This window comes from Olleya sp. 1-3 (assembly GCF_002836085.1).
In the GTDB taxonomy this organism is placed as follows: domain Bacteria; phylum Bacteroidota; class Bacteroidia; order Flavobacteriales; family Flavobacteriaceae; genus Olleya; species Olleya namhaensis.
This window is the reverse complement of sequence record NZ_PJBW01000025.1, coordinates 1-912: the sequence shown is the minus strand read 5'-3', so window position 1 is coordinate 912 and position 912 is coordinate 1. Positions and strand designations below refer to the sequence as shown.

The following is a 912-nucleotide window of genomic DNA, read 5'->3' as shown; positions in this document are numbered from 1 at the left end:
CTATCATACAGCAACCGGAGGCGCTTCTACAACAGAGTTGCCTGTTGGCGAAATAATTACAAGTACAACAACATTATTCGTTTATAAATCAATTGGAACAGCGCCAAATAATTGTACAGACGAGGATAGTTTTGTGGTAACCATTAATACATCACCTACAGCAGATGTTATAAGTGACGTCCAATCTTGCGGACCTTTTACATTACCAACATTAAGTGCTAATAATGACTATTATTCAGCAACAGGAGGACCTAATGGAACGGGAACTTTAATTGCTTCGGGAACAGATATCACAGCAACATCAACGTTGTATGTTTACACTGAAACAGGAATAACTCCAAACATTTGTTCTGACGAAACCAGTTTTACAGTTACAATAGATGTAGCACCAGTAGCCGATTCACCTATGGATGTAGAAGCTTGTGACACGTATACTTTACCAGCTTTGACTGCTAATAATACTTATCACACAGCAACCGGAGGAGCTTCTGCAACAGAGGTTTCTGCAGGAACAGATATTACGACGACAACAACATTATTCGTTTATAAATCAATTGGTACAGCACCAAATATTTGTACAGACGAAAGTAGTTTTGTGGTAACTATTAATGCATCTCCAACAGCAGATGTTATTGCTGATGAGCAATCTTGTTCTTCGTATATATTACCAGTATTATCGACTAATAATGACTATTATTCAGCAACAGGAGGACCAAATGGAACAGGGACTATAGTTACAGCTGGAACAGATATTACAGCAACAAGTACGTTGTACATTTACACTGAAACAGGAACAGCGCCTAATATTTGTTTTGACGAAACTAGTTTTACAGTTACAATAGATGCAGCACCAGTAGCTGACTCACCTATGGATGTAGAAGCTTGTGACACGTATACTTTACCAGCTTTGAC

The 912-nt window shown here is 38.4% G+C and carries 1 pseudogene; it reads left to right on the top strand.

Annotated features, from left to right (window positions below):
* Positions 1-912 (top strand): annotated as a pseudogene (locus tag CXF54_RS12885) (hypothetical protein); the annotation flags it as partial.